Origin of the sequence: Colwellia sp. MB3u-55 (assembly GCF_014076785.1) — a bacterium.
Lineage (GTDB): Bacteria > Pseudomonadota > Gammaproteobacteria > Enterobacterales > Alteromonadaceae > Colwellia_A.
On sequence record NZ_JACGUS010000114.1, the window covers coordinates 151,235 to 175,342 of the forward strand.

Annotated in this window: 18 protein-coding genes, 1 tRNA gene and 1 pseudogene; 13 read left to right on the plus strand and 7 right to left on the minus strand. The window is 37.1% G+C overall.

From position 1 onward, the window contains the following. Window positions 1–12 precede the first annotated feature (12 nt). Window positions 13–2,118 carry an SHOCT domain-containing protein gene (locus H4J66_RS10705; protein WP_182174218.1) on the plus strand — a complete coding sequence of 702 codons (2,106 nt, stop codon included), beginning with the start codon at window positions 13–15 and terminating at the stop codon, window positions 2,116–2,118. Window positions 2,119–2,129: 11 nt separating this feature from the next. Further along, window positions 2,130–2,798 carry a TVP38/TMEM64 family protein gene (locus H4J66_RS10710; RefSeq protein ID WP_182174221.1) on the plus strand — a complete coding sequence of 223 codons (669 nt, stop codon included), beginning with the start codon at window positions 2,130–2,132 and terminating at the stop codon, window positions 2,796–2,798. Window positions 2,799–2,828: 30 nt separating this feature from the next. Here the strand turns inward: H4J66_RS10710 and H4J66_RS10715 are convergent, their stop codons facing one another. Genes H4J66_RS10715 through ccoG form a run of 3 tightly spaced genes read right to left on the minus strand, consistent with a single transcriptional unit; the run spans window position 2,829 to window position 5,913 of the window. Beyond that, on the minus strand, window positions 2,829–3,461 hold the full coding sequence (locus tag H4J66_RS10715; protein WP_182174224.1) for a thiol:disulfide interchange protein DsbA/DsbL: 633 nt from the start codon (window positions 3,459–3,461) through the stop codon (window positions 2,829–2,831). A gap of 41 nt (window positions 3,462–3,502) precedes the next feature. Beyond that, window positions 3,503–4,480, minus strand: a complete 978-nt coding sequence (locus tag H4J66_RS10720) for a serine/threonine protein kinase (protein ID WP_070375165.1) — start codon at window positions 4,478–4,480, stop codon at window positions 3,503–3,505. Further along, window positions 4,480–5,913 carry a cytochrome c oxidase accessory protein CcoG gene (gene ccoG, locus H4J66_RS10725; RefSeq protein ID WP_182174227.1) on the minus strand — a complete coding sequence of 478 codons (1,434 nt, stop codon included), beginning with the start codon at window positions 5,911–5,913 and terminating at the stop codon, window positions 4,480–4,482. The genes H4J66_RS10720 and ccoG overlap by 1 nt, the downstream gene beginning before the upstream one ends. 134 nt (window positions 5,914–6,047) lie before the next feature. On the opposite strand from ccoG, the gene H4J66_RS10730 reads away from it, so the two are divergent. After that, on the plus strand, window positions 6,048–6,404 hold the full coding sequence (locus tag H4J66_RS10730) for a hypothetical protein (RefSeq protein WP_182174230.1): 357 nt from the start codon (window positions 6,048–6,050) through the stop codon (window positions 6,402–6,404). 86 nt (window positions 6,405–6,490) lie between these two features. Here the strand turns inward: H4J66_RS10730 and H4J66_RS10735 are convergent, their stop codons facing one another. Together H4J66_RS10735 and hutG are read right to left on the minus strand one after the other, a co-directional pair. Beyond that, on the minus strand, window positions 6,491–7,852 hold the full coding sequence (locus H4J66_RS10735; protein ID WP_182174232.1) for a formimidoylglutamate deiminase: 1,362 nt from the start codon (window positions 7,850–7,852) through the stop codon (window positions 6,491–6,493). Between the two features lie 130 nt (window positions 7,853–7,982). After that, window positions 7,983–8,774, minus strand: coding sequence for an N-formylglutamate deformylase (gene hutG, locus H4J66_RS10740; RefSeq protein WP_182174235.1), 792 nt, complete (start codon window positions 8,772–8,774; stop codon window positions 7,983–7,985). A gap of 309 nt (window positions 8,775–9,083) precedes the next feature. On the opposite strand from hutG, the gene H4J66_RS10745 reads away from it, so the two are divergent. Next, entirely contained in the window at window positions 9,084–12,338 is a 3,255-nt protein-coding gene (locus H4J66_RS10745; protein ID WP_182174237.1) for an ATP-binding protein, read from the plus strand. Window positions 12,339–12,493: 155 nt separating this feature from the next. Further along, window positions 12,494–13,222, plus strand: coding sequence for a glutathione peroxidase (locus H4J66_RS10750; protein WP_182174240.1), 729 nt, complete (start codon window positions 12,494–12,496; stop codon window positions 13,220–13,222). Window positions 13,223–13,318: 96 nt separating this feature from the next. On the opposite strand, the gene H4J66_RS10755 is transcribed toward H4J66_RS10750, so the two are convergent. Further along, window positions 13,319–15,199 (minus strand): methyl-accepting chemotaxis protein, encoded by a 1,881-nt coding sequence (locus H4J66_RS10755; protein ID WP_182174243.1) that lies wholly within the window; start codon window positions 15,197–15,199, stop codon window positions 13,319–13,321. A 162-nt stretch (window positions 15,200–15,361) separates the two neighbouring features. On the opposite strand from H4J66_RS10755, the pseudogene H4J66_RS10760 reads away from it, so the two are divergent. The 7 genes and pseudogenes from H4J66_RS10760 to hemN form a co-directional block, all read left to right on the plus strand. Then, a pseudogene (locus H4J66_RS10760) lies at window positions 15,362–15,598 on the plus strand (VF530 family DNA-binding protein); the annotation flags it as partial. A 131-nt stretch (window positions 15,599–15,729) separates the two neighbouring features. Continuing rightward, window positions 15,730–16,590, plus strand: a complete 861-nt coding sequence (gene purU / locus H4J66_RS10765; RefSeq protein WP_182174249.1) for a formyltetrahydrofolate deformylase — start codon at window positions 15,730–15,732, stop codon at window positions 16,588–16,590. Window positions 16,591–16,714: 124 nt separating this feature from the next. Next, window positions 16,715–18,538 carry a M61 family metallopeptidase gene (locus tag H4J66_RS10770; RefSeq protein ID WP_182174252.1) on the plus strand — a complete coding sequence of 608 codons (1,824 nt, stop codon included), beginning with the start codon at window positions 16,715–16,717 and terminating at the stop codon, window positions 18,536–18,538. Between the two features lie 120 nt (window positions 18,539–18,658). After that, entirely contained in the window at window positions 18,659–19,183 is a 525-nt protein-coding gene (locus H4J66_RS10775; RefSeq protein WP_070375174.1) for a VOC family protein, read from the plus strand. A 786-nt stretch (window positions 19,184–19,969) separates the two neighbouring features. After that, window positions 19,970–20,557: a Der GTPase-activating protein YihI gene (gene yihI / locus H4J66_RS10780; RefSeq protein WP_182174255.1), complete on the plus strand. Its 588-nt coding sequence runs from the start codon at window positions 19,970–19,972 to the stop codon at window positions 20,555–20,557. A gap of 9 nt (window positions 20,558–20,566) precedes the next feature. Then, window positions 20,567–21,058, plus strand: a complete 492-nt coding sequence (locus tag H4J66_RS10785; RefSeq protein ID WP_182174258.1) for a DUF2489 domain-containing protein — start codon at window positions 20,567–20,569, stop codon at window positions 21,056–21,058. 153 nt (window positions 21,059–21,211) lie between these two features. Further along, complete coding sequence (gene hemN / locus H4J66_RS10790; protein WP_182174261.1) at window positions 21,212–22,582, plus strand: oxygen-independent coproporphyrinogen III oxidase; 1,371 nt, start codon at window positions 21,212–21,214, stop codon at window positions 22,580–22,582. A 49-nt stretch (window positions 22,583–22,631) separates the two neighbouring features. Here the strand turns inward: hemN and H4J66_RS10795 are convergent, their stop codons facing one another. Next, a complete protein-coding gene (locus H4J66_RS10795) occupies window positions 22,632–23,189 on the minus strand; it encodes a DUF1285 domain-containing protein (protein WP_182174264.1) in 558 nt (185 codons plus the stop codon). 234 nt (window positions 23,190–23,423) lie between these two features. Here H4J66_RS10795 and H4J66_RS10800 point away from each other — a divergent pair. Continuing rightward, window positions 23,424–23,499 (plus strand) — tRNA-His (locus H4J66_RS10800). Window positions 23,500–24,108: the final 609 nt, after the last annotated feature.

Here is a 24,108-nt window from a genome sequence, read left to right on the forward strand (position 1 = left end):
TGTTGGCAAAATATGGACGTTTTTCATTATATAAAAAAAATAACTACGCAAGCACTTCTAATGTTGCTGGCTTTTTATTGGCTATTAACGCCCTTAACTACGGTTGCTGAAGAAGTTCGACTCGAAGTTTTAGCCCAGCTACCTAGCCTAAGTTCAACTAATAAAACAACCGTTATTGCATTACCTGTTAATAGTGAGAATAAGCAGCAATACTTAATTGCAAACGCTGCTGGCGAATTGTCTTTACTTAATAATGCCAAGCTCACTTTTTTAGCAAGCTTACCTTTAAATAATCATACTACCGATAAACAAGTTGAATTAACCGCGCTAACGTTTCACCCCAGTTTTTTGTTAGCAGATAAAACTGGCTTTCAAAACTTTTTTACTGCACATATTGAGCCCGCTAAAATAAACAATAATGTTGCGCGATTAACGCTATTAGCCGATCCGGTTGCATTGCCATTTGACGCTGTGATAACGCAGTGGCAATACGACAACACAGCGGCAATTAAAATTGATGTGCAGCAACGCAGAGAAGTGCTGAGAATTGCGGTGCCAACTGCCACACACCAAATACAGAAAATTGCCTTTAATCCATATAATAAAGTATGGCACGATGATTATGGCTTAATGCTTGTTGCTTTGTCTGACAGTAACGCTAGCTTAGCCAACGCTAGCGAAGGCGCTTTATATTCTGGCGTTGTGTTACGCATTAATCCTGAAAAATTGGGCTTAAGAAATTATAGGGTGCCAAGTAGTAACCCTTTTATGAAAACAAACGACGTTAACAATGAGATCTTTATTTTAGGTGCTCAAAGCATTAGTTCTTTTTCGTGGTCAAAAAAACATTATGGCGCATTACTCGTAGAACATGACTACGATGGCGGTCACCAAGTTGTTGTTGCTGATAAAGGTGCTGACTGGCGAGATTCTTACCAAAACAACCTTGTTTTTCCGCTGAAATCTACTCAAGGGACTCATGGAAATATTTTCCCTTATTATGGGCGAAACCTAGAAGCGTCTGTGGGAAGTGTCTTATATCTTATTAATGATTCAAAAAATTGGCAACTTGCCCAATTGAATACCACGATGGTAAATAGTGAGGCTAAAAGTGGCGCCGCTGCATTACCTATTTTGTCTTTTAGTCGTGATGAGCTTTCTCCAAAAAATAAAGTGTCATTACTCTTTAATCACAACGGCGAACCCTTACTGTTAGATTTAACCAATAAACAATTATTATCGGTAAAGGCTATCCCATTAAAAAGTGAGAATAGTAAGCGTATTCAGGTGGAGAAAAAAAGTGATGAACAATCGGCGCCACTCAACAATAGCGCTTATGGCAAACTACTGCTTACCCTGTTTATATTGGTGGTTGCGGTGGCGTTTTATCGATTACGACTAAAAACGGTCAATCAAAAAGCAAAATTAAGAGGTATGTTTGCACGCTTTGAACTCGATACTAGCCAAACAACCGTATCGTTTTACAAGCGCCATCAGTCAGAAGTAGACAGTCAATTGGCTATTGCCGATATTGTTAAAAGTGAAATTTGGGTAAACGATAGCAACGTCAGTATTATTAATGAGGATATTAACCATGGTTACAATGAGCAATGCGAGAACAAACTGCGCTTGTCATTTAATCAAGCGCATCGCCATAAGCTTATTAATGATGAAACTCGACAAGTCCTGCTTTATTTAACCGATAAAAACGCTAAAACATATGTTGTATGCTTATATTTTAGAAAAGGTAACCAGCGTCTAACCAAAGCGAAATATTTTGATACCTTAGAGTCATTAATTGATTGGAACTGGTTTATTGCCACCCAGCTGAATCCAGAAGCAACAACGCCACGACCACTAAAAGTAGCCATCGCTAAGAGCGCGATAAAAAAAGTTTTTAAGAAAAAAAAGGCCGAGCCTAAAAGCATTGATGCCTCCGTAATAAAAGAACCGCTACCTAGTAAGCAAACCGCAGCGGTATTGCACGACATCGTTGTTCATGACTCGGAATTAATAAGTGCGCTAGACAAGCTTGTTGATTTAAAACAACAGGGTTTTTTAACCGATGAAGAATTTAGTTTAGCGAAAGCGAAAATTTTATCAGATATGATTGTTTAATATGGATAGAGATGCTGAGCAAACAAACTAAAACACTTTTTTTAATGACCACATTAATTAGTATTGCCATTCTTTTTAGCGTGTTATTTTCTTTAGATGTATTGAAAAACAATAACCTACAGCCATTACTTGACCAGTTTATTCCTCAAGGATATCTGGGGGTGTTAATGGTTTTAAGTCTATTGGCATTACTGACCAGTATAGGTTTACCCAGGCAAGTCGCTGCTTTTTCTTGTGGTTACATCTTTGGCATTGTTTATGGGACGCTGCTGGCCACTTTAGCGGCAACACTCGGTTGCATGCTAACGTTATTTATCGCAAAAACCTTTTTTAGACAAAGGGTGCTTGACGCTTACCCCGAAAAACTAATCACACTATCTACTTTTTTCTCAACGGACACCTTCAGCAAAGCTCTAGTTATTCGTTTGTTACCTGCGGGCTCAAACTTTTTAACTAACATATTAGCAGGCATGGCTAAGGTAAGGTTTATCCCTTATGTTACAGGCACTTGTATTGGCTTTATTCCACAGATGTTGATATTTTCATTACTTGGCGCAGGTATTAAAGTCGGGGAGGAACAGCAAATATTACTGAGTTTATCTTTACTGGTTGTTGCGTTAATTTTTGGCTATTTGTTGTATAAAAAAGAAAAAAAACGCGATAAAAAAGGAGCTATTTAGCTCCTTTTTTATTGTCTTGCTAACGGTCATTTAGTCGAGTGTTAACAAATACTTCACTAAGTTGCTGTAGTCAGCTTCAAAGTTGTTTTTATCTAAACCTGCATTTTCAATTTTGTAGCGGCCATTAACAATAACGGCTGGCACACCTGTTAAACCACCACTTTTTGCGTAGTAGGTTTGCTTTTTCTTCATTTGTTTTACTTGGCTATTTACACCAAAGCTTTTCATTAATTTGTCAAACTTTTCGCCATCAGCGCCATTCAAAACAAAAACATTACGAATATCTTTTTCAGAAGTAAAGACTGCGCGCTGCACATGAATATAATTAAAAAGTGCGCCCATTAGCTTAGTTTCCATGTCCATTTGCTCGGCAACAACTACCGCTTTACTTAACGTTTCCTGCATCACTTGAGAAGCGCCACGTAAAAAATCAACGTGATTGAATTCAAATTTAACCCCTGCTGGTAACTGCTTTTTAACGCTAGTCATGAAAGGTGAAAACTTGAAACAATGTGGACAGTAAAATGAAAAGAATTCACGTACTTCAGGCTTTTTGGTAGCCTGTTCGCTCACGATTGTATAATGCGTACCTTCTTGATAATTTGCTGCTGATGCCATTAATGGCAATAATAACATCACAAATAAACTCACTAATTTTTTCATTTAACGTTTTTCCTCAAACAATAGCCCTGCGCTATTAATAATTATGCAGGTAATAAACTTAATGGTGGCTGTTGAAGGGCAGACACTTGCTCTTTCAACATTAAAATTTGCTGTTCCCAATACTTATCAGTATTAAACCATGGGAAGTTATGCGGGAACGCTGGGTCTTGCCAGCGCTTACATAACCAAGCCATATAATTAACAACACGCATGGTACGTAATGATTCTATCAAAATAAGTTGCTTGGGTTCAAATGAATAAAATTCTTCGTATCCCGAAAGCATAGTATCAAGTTGTAATAACCGTTGTTGGCGATCACCTGAAAGCATCATCCATAGGTCTTGAATAGCAGGCCCCATGCGACAATCATCTAAATCGACAAAATGTGGACCTTTGTCTGTCCATAAAATATTACCGGCATGACAATCACCGTGTAAACGTATTTCATGGCTGGGTTGATATTGCTGCGCTGCAATATCAACCACTTGTTCTAAAATAGTAAAGAAAGCTTTGCTTAGGTAATGTGGCACAAAACCAGAGTCTTTTATAATATCGGTGGCCTGAAAAAGCATTTCTTGCTTGTTATAGGTCGGGCGATGTTTAAAAGGTTTTGTCGCCGCGACGGCATGAATACGTCCTAAAAATCGTCCCATCCATTCAAGCTGATCTAAATTGTCTACTTCGAAAATACGTCCGCCCCGACAAGGGTAGATAGCAAAATGAAAGCCTTGATGAGAAAAAAGTGATTCTCCACCAATTTTTAACGGCGCAACTAAGGGTAATTCATGTTTTGCTAATTCAAAAGAAAAGCTATGCTCTTCTCTAAGTTCAGCTTCGGTCCAGCGTTGCGGTCGATAAAACTTGGTGACGTATTTTTTCTTATCTTCGTCATGAAATTGATAAACACGGTTTTCATAACTATTTAAAGCCAGCAAGCCGCTATCAACAAAGAGGCCAGTACTTTCTAGGCCATCTAAGATCAAGTCGGGTGATAGGGTAGTAAAATCAAATACAGACATTAGCGTTTATTAAAAAACCTGCTTTCATGTTCAAGAGAAACGTCATCTTCCTCTGAAACCAACTCAATAACAAATGAAATATCGGTCATGTAACCTTTTAATTCATAGGGGTCTACAGACAGACTCATCGGTAACGTATACACAGCAGCGGCTTTTACCATGACTTCTTGCTCGCCATGCCACTTAGTGTTTTCAATCCCTTTAACAGACAAGCGATAAACGTTATCAGTTTGCGATTTATTTAAGATTTTTAAGGTGTACACATTTTCTATATCACCGTTAAATTTTTCTTTGGCCAGTTCATTTCTGTCGCGAATAATGTCCATAGTGACCGGAGCGCGATTAACAATCTCTAAAACTAACAAGCTACACATCACCAATAAAACGATGGCATAACCTACTAATTTTGAACGAATAAAATGAACCTTCTTACCTTGTAATTCATGCTCGGTGGTGTAACGTATTAGCCCTTTCGGGTAATTCATTTTTTCCATAACCCCGTCACATGCGTCAACACATGCACCACAATTTATACATTCATATTGTAAGCCGTTACGAATATCTATACCGGTTGGACAGACCTGCACACAAAGGTTGCAGTCAATACAGTCACCTAATTCTAATGATTCATGTGCTATTTTACGCGAGCGTGCACCACGACTTTCACCGCGATTAAAGTCATATGTAACCGTTAAGGTATCTTTATCAAACATCGCTGATTGGAAACGTGCATAAGGACACATATGTAGACACATAATTTCCCGCATCCAGCCAGCATTACCATAAGTACAAAAAGCAAAGAACCAAACAGTCGCCGCTAAAGCAAACGAGGCCTGAAAAGTAAAAAAGTCAATAAACACTTCATCAACCGGTGCAAAATAACCGACAAACGTTAATGCCGTTAGTATCGAGAAAAATAACCAACAAGTATGTTTTAAGGCTTTACGCCAGAATTTGTCAAAATCAAGTTCGCGGCTATCCAGCTTTTTACGCTGATTAGCGGTCCCTTCAATTTTTTCTTCAAACCAGATAAAAATAAAGGTCCAGACAGTTTGTGGGCATAAATATCCACACCAAACACGCCCTAAAAAGGTGGTAACAAAAAACAGTAAAAAAGCACTAAGAATACAGAGCCAAGCGAGTAAGGTTAAGTCTTGTGGCCACAAGGTTAGTCCAAAGAGCGTGAAGCGTTGTTCTGCAATATCAAATAAAATGGCTTGATGATCGTTATATCGTAACCAAGGCAGTGCCGCAAAAAGTGCTAAGAAAAAAAAGTTCATCCGCTGCCTAAGTAATTGGAAAATACCACTAACTTTGCGCACATAAATTTGATCACGAGGCTGGTAGGTTTCTACCTGATTGGGTTGATGTATTTTAATATTTTTAACGGGAATTTGTATCTGCGCTTTTTTGATCTTGTCTTCTGATTTCACGATAAATCCTTGATATACGAAAGCCTCAAGATTATAACGATATTTATCTAAGAATACGTTATAAAACAATTAATATTAGTGAATAAGCCGAAAATTGATTATTCTTATATAATCATTCAATTATATAAAGAATTATGAAAAATTTATTGATCTTAATCGTCGCAGCGGCATTATTTTTACACTTTTATCCTCAACCAGAAGTAGACGAGTGGTTTTCAGAACAGAAAAACGCCATTTCTAATGCCTTTTCAGAAGCTACAGATACCAAAGTAAGGTTGAAGGCCGATAAAATTTATACTGACCTAAAGAGTCAGCTTGTTAATTTTAGTCTTGAAGAACAACAATTTTTAAAAGAAATAACCAGCGATAGAAAATCAGTAAAAGCTTTTTTTACTGATTTTTGTAATGCCAAACAACAATCCCCACATTTGCACCGAGAAAACCAAGCGAAAGTTTGTAAAACAATTGCTCAGTATAGTTCGTTGTTATAGGCAAATTGAAATATTAATAACCTATAAAAGATATAAAGCTGTTATCGAGCAGATCTACAACTTAGATGTGCGATAACAGTTTAATGCTAAGCAGAAAGACTGGCCAATAGCTTAGAGAATGCTTGTTCAGACTCTTGCTCTAGGTGATGAATGCCGCCGTTAATCACCCAGTGGCCATTGACCATAACGTCGTTAATCATATTATGCTGACTTGCAAAAATCATACTGTCTAATAAGTGTTGGTCGTGGTGAGCAAACAAAGCCACTTTTTTGGCATTAAGTACCAGTAAATCGGCTTGTTTACCTATCGCTAACTCACCGGTATTACTATTTGTACTTTGGGCGCCCCCTAAGGCTGCTTGTTGCCACAAATTACGACCTACTGAAGGTTGATCTTCTGTTGCTAAAATAGCACGTTGTTGCTTAATTAAGCGTTGTGCGTATTCTAACCAGCGTAACTCTTCGATAGGATTCACTGAAATATGACTGTCAGAGCCAATCGCTAAGGTGCCATTTTCTGCTAAAAATTCGCTGGTGGGGAAAATACCGTCACCTAGATTTGCTTCAGTGGTTGGGCAAATTCCTGCAATCGCTTTACTGGCAATAATGCCTTGGCGTTCTTGTTCGTTGATATGTGTCGCATGAATTAAACACCATTGTGGATCTAATGTGACATTATTTAATAACCATTCCACCGGGCGTTGGCCATAATGCGCTAAACAATCATTGACTTCTTTTTGCTGCTCAGCGATATGAATATGCACTGGCGCTTTATTATCTAAACTACGGACATGTTTTACCGCCTGCTCTAAAGACGTTTTATCAACCGCTCTTAATGAGTGAGGCGCAATGCCAACATTGGTATTTTGATAATGAGCACTTAAGGTAAAGCAGTCACTGACCAGTTGATTGAATTGTTCTATTGAATTAATAAAGCGCTTTTGGCCGTCATTTGCCGGTAAAGGACCAAAGCCACTGAAACGATAAAGTACTGGTAATAATGTTAAACCAATTCCCGACTGCTTACTGGCCTTAAAAATGGCTTTTGCCATGGCAGCAAGTTCATCATGGTTTTCACCATTAATTTCATGATGTAAATAATGAAATTCTGCAACACGGGTATAACCCATTTTAAGCATTTCAATATAAAGCTGTCGGGCAATTATTTCGGCATCGTTTACCGTCAGTTGATCGATAAACTTGTACATGATGCTGCGCCATGTCCAAAAACTGTCTTGCCCTTCACTACCTTGTTCACTGAAACCCGCAAAGGCACGTTGAAAAGCATGGGAGTGGCAATTAACCATACCAGGAATAACAACCCCTACTCGCTCAGCGCCATCAATATGGCCTGATGCTATTGCGGTGATTAAACCATTTTCTATGGTTAATGTTTGCTGCGTATGCCAACCGCTGCTTAATAAAATACGTTCTGCAAATAACTTCATCGAAAATACCTTTACTAATTTTTGTTGTAAAACCCAATCTATATTTACTGCGTTTACCTATTCACCACTGACTGATGATTAAGGCTTAATAAAATAGTTATCGCGACTCATTCATACGAGCACACCTACACTAGAATTTTTGTTGTGAAAACTTAATCAAGGTTTCTACTAACTGTTTAAGCTTAGGAATAACCTCACTTGCCAACACTTCATTGTATTCTGGACTGGGCTCACTCATGTAAGTACGTTGTGAAAGCTCTAACTGTACCGCATGAATATTTTTTAGCGGTTGACCATACTCTCGGGTAATAAAGCCGCCTTTAAACCGCCCGTTAGTGATCATGCTATAAGGTGAGTAATCAAGTTTTTGTAGTGCGGTGATTAATTCAGGCGCGCAGCTTTTACCATCAGCTGTACCAAAATTAAAATCGGGTAATTGCCCTTCAAAAAATCTCGGCACGGTCGACAAAATAGAATGGGCCTCTAGTAAAACGGCTTTACCAAATTCATTCTGCATGTCAGCTAGAGTGCTTTTTAATGCTTGATGATAAGGCTGCCAATACGTGGTTACCCGATGTAATATTTCATCTTTTTCTGGAGCTTGCCCTTCAAGGTAAAGTGGCGCAAGGTCAAATGAGGTCGTCGGACACAATTCAGTACTATTGGCACCAGGGTATAAATCAACACCTGCTGGATCTCGATTTAGGTCAATAACATAGCGGCTATATTTGGGCATAATAATATATGCACCCCGCGCTTGAGCAAAGGCGTAAAGCTTGTCTTTATGCCAATCAGTATCAGCCACTTTTCTGCCTTGTTCAGTCATTTTATTGGCAATATATTCAGGTAAAGCCTCACCGTTATGCGGCATGCTGATAAGCAATGGAATTCGACCTTTTATTAACGTGTAAGTGTTAGACATCTTCAACCTTTTAATTGTATATACAACTTTAGGGGTAATTTATCATGCTGTTACTGTAGCAAGCAAATTTATTGCGCTGTGATACTGATCTTTTTAGTTGCTTTACTTGTTGGCCACTAAGGTTTATTTAATAATAACTCGGGAAGCAGTAGCTAGTATTACCTAAAAAACATCTGATTTTCATTATATTAAATCAATCACTTATTTATTAAAATTTGCTGGTTTGCTACTTATAGCATAGAGTGTATTTATTAAGACTTCACTTCTGCCTCCATAGATAAACGCAAATAAAGACCTAAGTTTTAAACCATGAATGATGACATTATAAGCGATATAAAGAATATGTTATGGCACTTGTCTACTTGGCTTAAACGCACATTATTGTGCAGTATTTTGTTAGTCACTTTTAGTGTCTATGCAGAGCAACTATCCAACAGTAAAGCGCCCCTTCGAATAGCTTTACCTGATAGAGCGTCAATCAATGCAGCTTCTGGAGAGAAGTTTCAACTGCTGGTTAACTTTCTTAAAGAATATTGGCAAATTTGGGCAATAGATAATCAACGTGAAGTATCGTTTAGCTACATGCCAACAGAAAAGGCTTATCAATCACTTGCTAATAAGAGTATTGATGTCGTCGCCGTTACTCGTTACCAGCAAGATCAAACAGATGTATTTTTTAGTATTCCCTATGCTAAATTCAAACAAAAAGTGTTTCGTCGCATTCAAAGTAATAAAAGTAACGGCCTGCAAATAGGTATCTACTCTGACGATCAATCAACTTTAAGTTCTATTAGTCGCGATATTGAACGCTATTATTATCAAGATCTTGATAAGCTGCTTGGCGATTATAAAAAGTATGATGCCTTATATGCAACAAAACCCTGGTTACTTAATGAAAAGTTAAAAGAATATAAGCTCAGTGGCGATTTTCACATTACTGAAGATGAAGCACCGGAAGTTGACTTTCGCTTTGCCGTGAGTAAAAACAATAGAAGCTTGATGCATAAAATTAACGACGGCATCCGCTCAGTAAGTCGACAACAAGCCGAGTTGTGGAATAACAAATATATTACCTTAAATGAAGGAAATATCTCGTTAACTTTTGGCAGCTATTTTACAAATTTATCTGTTGCTGAAAAAGATTTTATTATTGACCATAATCAACTTTTTTTTCCTGTGGTGTCTGGAGGTTTTCCGCCCTACATTATTACTAAAAACTTTAATCACATTACCGAGCGAGGCTTCACCATTGATTTATTTACGCTTTCAACTGAGCGTACCGGTATTATCTATAAACCTGTTTATGTAAGAAATGTAGAGCAAATTTTTTCGTCTTTAGCACAACAAAAAATTAATGTGCTGCCGTTGGTTGAGCGTAATAAAGATCGAGAGAAAAAGCTTATTTTTTCTGAGCCCTATTTGCAAGCCAGTTATAGTATGGTTTATCGCCATAATGACACAATAATAGATGGCTTAAGTGGCATAGGTGACAAAAAAGTTGCTGTGGTTAATAACTTTAATGCCACCCAATTATTATTAGAAAAGCTTCCTTTTGCGCACCTTAATTACTTTGACTCGATCAATGCGGCCATTACTTCAGTATCCTTGGGGGAATCTGATGTCTTTATTGGTGGCTCTCTCATTTCTTCTTATTTGGTTAAAGAAAATCAACTCTCTAATCTCACCAGCCAACCATTAATAAACTTTAATGATAATGCTCAATTTTTTTTCGCGAGTCCCCCCGGTAACGATATTGTTATTAGCTTACTTAATCGCACCATTAAAAGTGTTTCTGCTAAAGATTACGAAAGACTTTATACAAAATGGAGTCAAACGGCTTTCCATGAAAATAATGCCGATAAACAAATTGCTACTGCCTATCGAAATGTCAGTTATTTGTTTGTCGCTATTATGCTTTTTGGGCTGATTATTTTTTGGATTTATTATCGACAGCTTAGGGTCAGAAAGCTTGCACAACTAAAAATTGAACATGCATTATCAATTGCTGAGTCTGCAAAAATAGAAGCTGAGAAATCAGCACAAGCGAAAATTACTTTTCTTGCCCGGATGAGTCATGAAATTAGAACGCCGATGAACGGTGTATTAGGTATGGCAGAAGCCCTTGCTTTCACACCTTTAAATAAAGAACAAAATGATTTACTTGAAACATTACAAGGCTCGGCAACTAACTTACTCGCTTTACTCAATGATGTGCTCGACTTTTCAAAGATGGACGCCGGCAAACTGACTTTAGAATCGGTGCCAGTAAATGTTAACTTACTTTGTAAAAATATTATTAGTGGCTTTAATCACATTGAACACCACAAACCATTAGATATTAACTTACAAATAGACAATAAAATAAGCCACTGCTATTTAACCGACCCGACACGCTTCACACAAGTGCTTAATAATTTGCTTAGTAACGCGATTAAGTTTACTGATAAAGGAAAAATCGATTTAATTGTTACGGTTGTTAGCAGTGAGGTTATCAATAAAAATACCTACGACACACTTTATTTTGATGTAAAAGACACCGGCATGGGCATAGCGGCAGAAAAACAAACGTTTTTATTTACGCCCTTTATTCAAGCCGATGACGACATTACGCGAAAATATGGTGGTACGGGTTTAGGGTTAAGTATTTGCCAAGAAATAATATCAGCGATGGGTAGCGAAATTAAGATTGATTCAACGCTAAACCAAGGGAGTTCTTTCCATTTTAGCTTAAAGCTAAAACAGTCAACTTTAGAAAGTTCCACCGATAACCGTCGCAGTAATACCCGTTTAATTAATGCCGCTGACGATAACCGTTTTCAAGATCTACGTATTCTTATTGCCGAAGATAACCTAGTAAACGTTAAAGTGCTCTGTGCGCAACTTGCGCGTCTAAATATTAAAGCCGATATTGCTTACGACGGCCAAGAAGCTTTAGATTTACATGAAAAACAGGCTTATGACATTATTATATCTGATTGTCATATGCCAAATGTTGATGGTTTTGAACTCGCTCAAACGTTAACAGCAAGCGAGCAAAGCCGACCGCTTTGGTTAATTGCTGTAACCGCCGATGCTTTGAGTGGCGCGGCAGAAAGGTGTATTGCTGCAGGTTTCAATGACTATATGGCTAAACCTTGCCCACAGGAAGAAATAACCAACAAGCTCAACAATGCTTATCGACAGTTATTAAAGAAGCAGCAGAAAAACGACTTAATTAAACAAAATTTCAGCCTTTTTGATTTAGACATGCTGCTGAAAAATAATGAGCACGACATCGAACTGAGTAAAAATGTTGGTCGACTTTTTATCGCCTCATGGCAAAAAGAAAAAAAGCAGTGGCTAAGCGCCACCGAGAATTTTGATCATAAATATATACAAGCACTTGCTCACAAGCTAAAAGGCAGTACACGGTATTTTTCCCATCCTGAAATAGCTAAAACGCTCAATGAGGTTAGCCAGCAAGCTAGGGCTGAAAATAGTAAAGATATAAAAGCATCTGCTAGCTACCTTTATTTACAACTTGATATAATGACCGAAGAAATTAAACGTTGGCTATTGTCATAAGTCATGTGATTCTTTCATTATCAATCTGGATTAAAATTTTTATTATTAATCGCTTTAATCAATCATTGTAAATTGTTTTTATCACTTTATTAAATCAAGTTATTCACCCATACTAGTGCCACTTAATCGATTCAAATCAATCAAAGCGAGTGACTATGTTTACCAATAAAGAAACACAGCAAGTTCCAAACACTACTTTTCCTATTATTACTGCCGATGGTTGGGCAAGTCGAAACAGTGATGAAATTTTTGCGAATAAAACCGTCATTGTATTTTCATTACCAGGCGCATTTACACCGACTTGTTCATCTTCACATTTACCAAGATACAATGAACTAGCGAAAAAATTTAACGCTAATGGTGTTGATGAAATTGTTTGTATTTCTGTTAACGATACCTTTGTAATGAATGCTTGGGCACAAGACAAAGACGCAGCCAACATTAGTTTCATTCCTGATGGCAATGGTGACTTTACTCAAGCGATGGGTTTATTAGTTGATAAAAAAGAAATTGGTTTTGGTAAGCGTAGCTGGCGCTATTCAATGCTAGTAAAAAATGGTGTTATAGAAAAAATGTTCATTGAACCTGATTTACCCGGCGACCCATTTGAAGTATCTGACGCCGATACCATGCTCAATTACATTAATCCTGAAGCGGTGCAGTCTCAAGAAATTACAATTTTTAGTAAGCCCGATTGTCTATTTTGTAAAAAGGCTAAAGCATTATTAACAAGCCAAGGTTTAAAGTTTGAAGAATTGATCGTTGGTAGCGACGTAAATACTTCAATGTTCCGTGCTATTACTAACTCAGATACCGTACCACAAGTATTTATTGATGGTAAAAACATTGGTGGTAGTGAAGATTTAGCCGCTTACTTTGGTTAAACTTTATTATTAGCCAGCACTCAACACTTATTGTTGGCGATACAATAAAAAAAGCTAGATAACTCACGTTATCTAGCTTTTTTATGCACTTGCACGTTAGACTTTAAACTTACCCACTATATCATTTAAGCCGGTGAATTCTTGTTGTAAACTGTCACAAGCTTGCTGCGTTTGCTGTAAATTTTGTACGCCTTGCTGATTTAAATCCATCAAATTTAATATATCTTCATCAATTGATCTGATCACATTAACTTGTTGTTGAGTCGCTTCAGTTACTGCATGATTTTCATTATCAACCTGTTGTAACATATGAATAATTAATTGCATTTTTTCGTCGGCTACTTTGGCTTTTTGCACACTACTGGTACTATTTTTTTGACTTTCGTCCATAGAAATAACCACAGCGTCGGTGCCTTTTTCTAAGTTATCAATCATGGTTTCGATTTCAAGTGCAGCTTCTTGAGTACGTTGTGCTAACTGTCTAACTTCATCAGCTACTACAGCAAAACCTCGGCCCTGCTCCCCTGCTCGTGCTGCTTCAATAGCGGCATTTAACGCGAGTAAATTAGTTTGTGAACTAACCCCTTTAATAACATCTAAAATGCTGACTATATTTTTAGTTTCACTGCTTAATTTTTCAATTTCGCCGCTTGACTGTGTCATTATTTTCGACAAATGTTCAATTGACTGAATATTTTCATTGAGTGCCACCAGCCCTTCATTTGACTGCGCTTGCATGCCTGATGTTAAGTTAGAAGCCGTTAGTGCGTTAGTCGAAATTTCTTGTGAAGAGTTATTTAACTCGGTTACCGCTGTCGATACACTTTCACCACGATTAAGCTGTTGATCGGCCATATCAATACCGACTTGTGAGCTTTGTCGAACTTGGCCAATCTGCTGTTGTAAATTTGCCGCTGACTCTTTAACTCGTCGCATCGAATGATGCATAGTTTCTATAAAATCATTAAAGTTTTCTGATAGTTCACCAAACTCATCGTGGCTCTCAACCGATAAACGTTGGGTTAAATCACCGTCGCCACGAGAAATACCTTTTATGGCAAGGTTTAAGGTATGAATAGGTTTCATTAAATAGCTAAACAATAAATGCATAAGAATAATCGTTGCAAGTAAGCTAGCGATAACCACAGTAATGGCAGTGTTTCTCGAGTTCACCATGGGTTGGTAAGCTTTTTCGCTGTCAAGTACGACACCTACATACCAATTAACCGAGTCAATGCCTTTAATGGGGATAAATGAAACTATGGTGTTATTATTAATCTCATTTAAGTCACTCGAAAATGGCGGTGTTTGACCTAATAATTCACTCACCTCTTTATCGACATATTTCACATCAGGATGACTGAGAATCTTCCCTTTTGAAGTCATTAAATAGGCATAGCCTAAATCAAGAAAATCAATTTCATTCAGAATCGATGAAATTTCATCTAGAAAAATATCACCTCCTGCTGCACCAATAAATTGTCCATTTTTCAAAATAGGCGCTACAGCAGTCAATACTTTTTGATCCGTCGTGGCATCTATATAAGTTTCAGTAAAAGAAGACTTACGCCCTTCTTTTGCAAGTAAATACCAAGGGCGCTGCCGAATATCAAAACCTTCTGGAAGTTGTATCGATAAATCATCAAGGATAAATTCGCCGGTACTGGCTAGTCCAACAAAGGTATTTTTCATCATCCCGGCTTTTACTGCTTGCTGAACCGCATGAAAAATTTCTTCATGACTATTAATGTCAGTAATATTAAGCGCCACTGCATCAATTATTTGTAGACGATTTGTTAACCAGTTAGCAATATTTCCAGAAACCGAACGGCCTATTTCATCGATAGCATTATTAAGATTTTTTTGGGTGTGATCTTTTAAAAATATATAATTAATTGATGTAGATACCGACAAGGCTATTAGTAATAATACTGTAGTCGCCATAATTATTTTATGGGAAAATTTTAATTTAATCACTGATGATCTTCCTTACTTTATTAGCTAACTTCATGGCATTACCATAGCACTGGAAATATCTAGATCCAACTTCCCGTTGCATTTAATCTTTTGAAAGCAACTTCAAAATTAATCTGATAAAATAACACTATATTTTTATTAATAGTATCGCTAATTACTCTTATGGACAATCAACCTTTCAACCCATTACATGGCATCACCTTAAAAGCACTTGTTACCGAACTTGTTGAATTTTTTGGTTACCCTGCGCTTAGTCAACAAATAAAAATTAAATGCTTCACTGAAGATCCTAGTATCAATTCAACCTTAAAGTTTTTACGTAAAACACCTTGGGCACGTGAAAAAGTTGAGGCACTTTTTATCAAAAATTATCATAAAGTGCATCAAGTAAATGATGAAAAAAATAGCGGTCAATAATCACGCAAGCTACTCATACTCAATAAAAATTTTAGCTTATAGCGCAATAAACTAATTGCTTGATTAAAAACCTGTCACACTGACTCCATATTCATTATTTTTTGGAGTCAGGTATGAAACCCATTAATCACTATATTTTAACTTGGCAATGCCCTGATACTTCAGGAGTATTAGCAAAAGTTTCTCAGAGCCTTTATCAACACGGCGCTTTTATTACTGAAACCTCACAGTACAGCGACCCGTATACCTCGATTTTTTTCTCGCGTATCGCATTTGATGACAGAAATTTAACCGTTTCAATTGCACAATTCCGTCAAGCCATAGCCGAATTAGCCCAACCGCTTGCGATGAACTTTCAATTAAGAGAACGTGATGATTTTCCAAATGTTGTTATCGCGGTATCTAAAGATGATCATTGCTTGGTGTCGTTATTAACCAAAGTGAAAGCCGGTGTTTTACCTATTAATGTTGCTGCTGTGGTTTCAAACCATCAGGACTGCCAAGCTTTAGTTGATTGGCATAAAATTCCTTTTCATCACTTACCTATTTCTACTTCGACAAAAGCGCAACAAGAAAGTGAATTACAAGCCTTATTAATAAACTACAAAACAGACTTATTAGTGCTTGCGCGTTATATGCAAATTTTGTCTGATGATTTTTGTCAACAATGGCAAGGTCGAGCTATTAATATTCATCATTCTTTTTTACCCAGCTTTAAAGGCGCAAAACCTTACCATCAAGCCCACCAACGTGGTGTGAAAGTGATTGGCGCAACCGCCCACTATATCACTAGTGACTTAGATGAAGGCCCTATTATTGTGCAAGAAGTAAAAGCCATTAACCATAGCCTGACGATAGAGCAGATGGTTCATAGTGGTCACGACATTGAAGCAACAGCATTGTCTCATGCGGTTAGAATGCATGCCGAGCAACGTGTCTGTTTAAATCAGGGCAAAACAGTTATTTTACTTTAGCGGTTAATTTATAAGGTAAACATAACGAGTAAAGCCCCTAATACGCTGGGTGCTTTACTGTTTTCATTCACTATTTCTGCTACATTAAGCCATAACCTTTTGTCTTAATTAGTTGTGTTTTCCAATGATCCACTACCAAATAACGCCTAAAAATCTAAACAGCCATTTATTTTTGGTTACGCTTTCTTTTGCCACACAAGTGAATAAGACTTATCATTTATCGCTACCCGCTTGGTTACCGGGAAGCTATATGATCCGTGACTTTGCAAAAAATATTACTGAAATTAGCGCTTATAACAGTGACCCAAAAGCAGCTCAAAATACTGAGACAATTGCGCTGAATAAAACCGACAAACAAACTTGGAAATTTACCGCAACAAGTGTCAATACTTCAATATGTTATCAAGTATTCGCTTTTGATTTATCGGTACGCACCGCTTACTTAGACAGTGAACGTGGCTTTTTTAATGGCAGCTCAACTTTTTTACAAGTGCAAGAATTGCCAGAAGAATGCTGTCAGTTGACTATTGCATTACCAAAAGAATTAACAACTGAATCGTCGCAACAGTTAAATAGTTGGCGAGTTGCCACGGGCTTAACACGCGCTACAGGCACTGATAAATATCAGTTAGGTGATTATATTGCTAAAGACTATCAAGAACTTATCGATTGCCCTGTTGCCATTGGTAACTTTGATGCTTTTGAATTTGTTGTCGAAGGTGTTACCCATCACTTAGTCTTTACTAGCCAACATTTTGGTGATCGGGAGCGCCTAAAACGAGATATAGCTAAGCTTTGCCAGCATCATATTAACTTATTTGGCGAGGTCCCTTTTAAAGAGTACTGGTTTATTACCCATTTGTTAGGCAGCGGTTTTGGTGGGCTTGAACATAAAAACTCGACAATTTTACAAGCCAGCCGCTTTGATTTACCCAACCCTAATAAACCTGATGAAACGTCTGAAAATTATCAAACTTTTCTCAGCTTATGTTCACATGAATACTTCCACGCTTGGAATGTATGCCGCATTAAACCGAAAGAGTTTATTCCCTACAACTTACAGCACGAAGTGCACACGAGACAATTGTGGGCCTATGAAGGCATCACTTCTTATTATGATGATTTTTCATTGTTTCGCAGCGGATTGATCAGTTTTGAAGACTATTTACTGCAATTATCTAAGACAGCGACTCGAGTATACCGGAGCCAAGGGGAATTAAAACAAAGTGTCAGTGACTCTAGCTTTGATACTTGGACCAAGTTTTATCAACAAGGTCCAGATGGCGTAAATAATATTGTTAGCTATTACACTAAAGGCGCTTTAATTGCACTTTGGCTAGATTTAACGATTAGAGAAAAGTCAGCAGGTGTCTACAGCTTAGACACCTTAATGCGCGAATTATGGATACATTTCGGTAGAACAAATATTGGTACCCGTGAGGAAGACTTTATAAACATTGCCAATATTCTCTGTAATGACGATATTACAGTGGCTTTTCAAGCCTTACTTAACAGTGCTCAACGTATTGAGTTAGCACCATTACTTAAGCAAGTAGGTATTGCCTTTACTGCTCAAAAGTTTCAGAAACTTAATAGCTTAGAGACTACTGACAATAAAGCCTATTCTCCTTATATCGGTGCACAATATAGCGCGTTACCTCTAGGCGTGAAGATTACTCAGGTTATTGAAAACTCTCCTGCAGCTGAAGCTGGCTTGGCAGTTAACGATATTTTACTTGCCGTACATAATATAAAAGTCACTGAAAAATCTTTGCAGCAACTGGCTGATCATTTACCAGAAAATACTGAGCTTACCTGCCACTACTTTCGTGATGATCAATTAATGACCGGTCACATTGTTTTTCTTGATTCACCACTGGCCGCCATCGCTATTACTGAAGTGGACAGCACGCTCAGCAAAAAATGGCGCTGTAAAAATCTACTGTAAATTTTTTGCCACAAAAAAGTAAAACGCTAGTGTAATTAAAAAACCACAAACTAGTAACAAAAGTTACTTTGTGCAAAAATAACCTTATTGCTTTCAAAACTAGAATATTAAGGGTTTAAAATGATCAAAATGAAACGAATTCACCACGTCGCTTATCGTTGTACTGATGCAAAAGTTACTGTTGATTGGTACAAAGAACATTTGAACATGGAGCTAACGGTAGCCATCGCTGAAAATGAGGTACCGTCGACTAAGGCACCAGACCCTTATATGCACATATTTTTAGACGCGGGCATGGGTAATGTTTTAGCCTTTTTTGAAATTCCTAATTCTCCAACCATGGGCCGAGATGAAAACACACCAACATGGGTACAGCACATCGCATTAGAAGTTGAAGATGTTGATGCACTTGTCGCCGCAAAGGAAGAGTTACAAAGTAAAGGTGTTGATGTATTAGGCCCAGTTCATCATGGTGTATTCAAATCAATTTATTTCTTTGACCCGAGTGGTCATCGCTTAGAATTAGCAGCGAATACCGGTACGGTTGAACAAATGAAAGAATTAAAAAGGGTTGCACCTTTAATGATTGAAGAGTGGGCTGTTACTAAAGTTGCACCAAAACACGCGGCCTGGTTACACGAATAAAACTATTTTATCCCTCATTAATCATTAATCATTAATGCTCAAACGATATCCAATAAATAAAACTAAGCTATTATTTCTATTTAGCTTAGTTTATTGCGAACACGGTATAACCTAAAAATCACAACAAACTTCTCTCATAAACTAGACAAGATAGGACATTAGTACATAAAACGAAGGATTTCGTATATAAAGCGAGCGCAACAATGTACTCCATTTGTGATTATTAATGTAAGACACTAACCATAGAGAAAACATATTCTTACCATTCAATAACTTTTAATTAAATTAATAGACTTTAAAAACAACAAGTTAATCTTTTTTATCCCATGAATTGTAAATAAATGTATATTTATAACTTGCGACATTTATAAACTAAGGTAAAGTATTGCCTAGCTACTTTGTAGCCAAATAACAATATGGATTGAATTGCACGGAAAGCCTTAACCTTCTCTTATGAGTGGTTACTTTAAAAGAATACGGATGATTAAGTTAAGATTAGGATGATTGTTAATATTTAGGTCAATAGACCGATAAGGACAACCCAATAAAGTGTCAGGATGACCGATAAAAAAGAACCGAGTATTTAACGCAACATAAAAAATAATAATACGTTAAAGCTTATAAACGGAATTGCTAATAGGTTAGGATAACCAATTAAAGTTTGATGAAAACGATGACTTGTTCATCGTTTTTTTATGCCTGAAAATTAATCATGAAAAACACTATCGCTGTTTCCCACAATATAACGTAAAATAGAACCATTGAATTTAAAAACGAAATTATTTTATGTCTCGTACCAAAAAATCTAGAAAACAAGGCAATGGTCCTATCGGCGCAGTAAAAGATGATAAGAAAAAAGCCCTAGTTCCTGTTGATAGAAAACCAAAGAAGAAAACAGGAAAGCAAGCCGGCAACCGACAAAAAGAAGCTTTTGATGCAGGTAAAGAATCTCACTTACCTACAGAAAAGAAAGATCCGCGTATTGGTAGTAAAAAACTAATAGATCTTGGCGGACCGGTAACAGCGGCAGTGCAACCTTTTAAAGCCAAAAACAAAGTAAAAGCAGATAACTCTCCAATTGCTGCTATTCGTGTTGTTGAAGCTGATACCTCATTGCAACAAGAGCTATTCGCTATTGAAGAAGATAGCCGTTTGCAAAGTATCCTTGCCCAGCAAGATGAAGATATTTCGCTAAGTAACGAAGATGTTGATTATTTCAATGAAAAAATGGAACGTCATCAACAACTACGTGAGATACTCGGCATAGAAGATGAAGATGACGACGACGAATCACCTGAAACGACAAGCACAGCAAAATCTGGTGATGATCTTTGGGATAAATTTGACAACAGTGACCTGTCAAAATTCGAATAAGGCTTTATCATGTTTTCAACCCCTTGGATTTATGTAGTAGTTGGCGGAGTAATGATTATTGCAGCGCTTGTTTTTTATGCGGTGAAATTATTAAGCCAGCTAAAGGCACAAACGGCTAAAATAAAACAGGCAGAGCAAGATAAAAAAATTGCCTTAGCAAAACACGATTCTAAGATCCTTAGTAGTGTCGTGATTATTGCCCACGCAATGAAAGAAGAGCAGTGTGATATCGCTGAGGGTTGTTGGCGATTGAGTGTATTGCTCGACTCTTTAAAGTTGAGTAGTGGTTTGTCAGCAGAGTTTCCTGCAGTCTTTGAACTTTATGATAAAATTAAACATATGCCTATTCTTGATGCAAGAAAGAAACTTGCCAAAAATGAGCGTATGAAACTTGATTTTGAACGTATGAAAGCAGAGAGCGATTTATCCGCACAGATAAAAATTGACGTTACCTCTTTGCATCAATATGCCCAAGAACGTATGAGTGCCCTAGCAAGTTAATTTTTATACCAAGTTAATAACGCTTTATTGCGCTCGATCAATATCATTAATGTTTGCATTGTTAAACTGTTACTTAGCATATACCCGTTACCATTCAACCTATATTTTGATTGATAACGCGTATATAAGTAATGGCTAACTCGGTAACCAACCATGCAAGCAAATCAATTTTTTGACCCTAAATTACTGGCTAAATATAATACCAGTGGACCTAGATATACCTCTTATCCAACGGCATTAGAATTTCATGATGAATTTTATGCACAAGATTTCGTCCAAGCAGTGAAAGATTCACCCAACCGTGAATTGTCCTTGTATGTACATATTCCCTTTTGCCATAGCCTTTGCTACTACTGTGGCTGTAATAAAGTTATTGCCCGCCACCGTAACAAGGCCGATACCTACTTAGAGTTTTTGTCGGAAGAAATTAGTGCACGAGCTGAATTATTTACTGACTATACGGTTAAACAGCTCCATTGGGGTGGTGGAACACCCAGCTTTTTAACCCATATCCAAATCACAAAATTAGTCTCTTTATTAAAAGAAAAATTCACTTTTGCTGAACATGTAGAAATGAGTATAGAAATTGATCCGCGTGAAATTGAAATGAACCTTGCTGAACACCTCTTTGATTTAGGTTTTAATCGTCTAAGTATTGGCGTACAAGACATTGACAAAACAGTACAAGAAACAATTAATCGTGTGCAATCAACCGAATTTATTAGCGACTTTATTGCCCATGCAAAGGCAGTGGGCTTCAAATCAATTAATATCGACTTGATCTATGGTTTGCCTCACCAGACGATAGAAACCTTTACAAAAACGCTTAACAAAGCTCATGAGATGGATGTCGACCGTATTTCATTGTTTAGCTATGCACATATTCCAAATCGATTTGCTGCCCAACGTAAATTACGTGACGAATGGTTACCCAGCGTGCAAGAAAAATTTGCCTTAATGAAACTTGCCATCGAAAAACTTTGTGACTTTGGCTACGATTTCATTGGTATGGATCACTTTGCTAAACCTAATGACGAACTTGCTATTGCACAAAAAGAGGGTTCCCTGCACCGTAATTTCCAAGGTTATACCACTAAGGGTGGTTGTGACTTATTAGGATTAGGTGTTTCTTCTATTAGTAATATCGGTACTTCTTTCAGCCAAAATATTAAAGAATTGCAAGCCTATTATAAAGCGATAGATACTAGAAAAAACGCGCAAGTGAAAGGGGTTATTTTATCAACAGATGACGTGATCCGTGGCGAAGTTATTCGTGAATTAATGTGTAATTTATATATTGATAAACAACAGAACAGTAAAAAGTACGACATTGATTTTGACGAATATTTTGCTGAAGATTTACCACTACTGAAAACATTTATCAGTGATGGTTTACTTGAAAATACGGCTGATTTTATTAAAGTAAATCAGAAAGCACGCTTGTTGATTCGTAATATTTGTATGAGTTTTGATGCTTATATGAAACAGCACGTTAACCAACAGCGCTTCTCGCGGGTAATTTAAGCGAAACTCTCACCTTTATAAACAATAAGTAATTATAAAGGTGAGAAATTTAATCAATTTTTCCTAAACTAAACTTGTGGTTAGCACTTGAAAAAATTAATTCAATCCCTTTTTCTGTAACCACTTCTTGTGCTAAATCGGCCCATTGGTAATAAACATTGCGGTGAACTTTTGCCAATAAATTACGACGCACTAAAACATATAATTCGCCGTTAGCATTCATCGTTAACGGATGAGTTTCATCAAGCACGAATTCGTCATCTACATTGGTACTAACCGTCATTATTAATTTGTTATCATCTTGCCAAGCCCATTGCGTTAATACAAAAGGAGCGTCTTCAACAATAATCTTAACTTTTTCAGCGGGGGTCACTAAAAAGTACTCGTCGCAATCACCTATGACTTCTCTTAATAAAACCGAAGCAAAAAGTTTAACTAACGATAACCGTTTAAATATTGTGCCACCATAAAACCAGTCACCATTACCTTTAACCTGTAAATCAATTTCGCCACAATAGGGTGGATTCCATGATTCTATCGGCGGTAATTTTTTAGTGTTACCTGGTGTTAACTTATTTAATTGTTCAGAAATTTTGTCTAGAGACATTTATACCGCCAAATTATCCGCTGGATAGTAATTTTAATACCTAAGTTAAAAATACAGTATGAGGAGACATTAGTAAAACGGCATCTAAAATTAACTTAATAATTAGCAAAAAATACAGTTAAGCAAAATGATGCGCATAAAACGCTTAAAAGCAAAAATTTTCCTTGTCAATCTGCTTAAAAATACAATATACTCTTCGCGCCTTACCACAAGGCGTTCTAAGTAAGTTCAGTGGTGGCTATAGCTCAGTTGGTAGAGCCCCGGATTGTGATTCCGGTTGTCGAGGGTTCAAGTCCCTTTAGCCACCCCATCTTATCTCCTTTAAAAACAATACCTTTAGTCCCTCTTACAAATATAAAACTGGCTTTTCATCACATCCTCCTGTGCATTTCCTGTGCTCACGGAAAGTATACTTAAGTCAATTATAGCTAATAAAAGTAAACGCTAACGCTATTACGCCAGCATCGACAGGATGTGATTGGTTTTAGTCACTTAAGTTGTTTACAGTCTGATTACTGTGCTTTTTTCTAGTTTTTAATGTTATTTACATTTCTATGGAATGGTCACTTGTGCGCTTTGATCTAATGTTCTGAAAAGCTTAATGTCTTATTAGAGCTTGAAACGGCCAGTTGATATATTATCAAAACGAACATTATACATTCGTGGATTAACGCAGGTTTATGATTTTGATAAAAATACCAATTATTTAGGATTATTTATTAAATTGACGTGCTGCGAACCCCATAAGACCAAAGACTAAAATAGCAAAAATTATTATGCCACCCATGATAATACTACGCAGTGATAATGCTCTGAAACACAGCTATCCATTGGTCAACAATAATGCATGTACTGCATCTTGTAAGCTTTTGCCTATCCATTTTTATAGATGTTGATTAAAGGAGTGAATTTCAGGCAA